The organism is Salmonella sp. SAL4457 (assembly GCF_046548235.1).
In the GTDB taxonomy this organism is placed as follows: domain Bacteria; phylum Pseudomonadota; class Gammaproteobacteria; order Enterobacterales; family Enterobacteriaceae; genus Salmonella; species Salmonella enterica.
The window spans coordinates 1-234 of record NZ_JBGDZO010001370.1; the positions used below are offsets into that span (position 1 = coordinate 1).

Below are 234 nucleotides of genomic sequence, written 5' to 3' on the forward strand. Positions count from 1 at the left end.
GAGCCGGAGATTTCCTCGGCACGCACCGGCAGCACCGACAGCAGGGTGTCGCTGAGGCCATGGCTGGCCTGGCTGAAGCCCTGCGCGTAGATCGCCACCTTGCAGCGCTCGTCGGTCTGCAGGCGGTAGTCGCGGCCGATCTCGTGGTCGCCGAGGTACTCCGCCAGCGGTTCGAGCAGTTGGCGGTGCAACTGGCGCTCATAGCCGGTGGCCAGGATCACTGCGTCGTAGGTC

The 234-nt window shown here is 67.5% G+C and carries 1 pseudogene; it reads right to left on the minus strand.

From position 1 onward, the window contains the following. Window positions 1-234 (minus strand): annotated as a pseudogene (locus tag ACLJNW_RS28640) (ornithine monooxygenase); the annotation flags it as partial.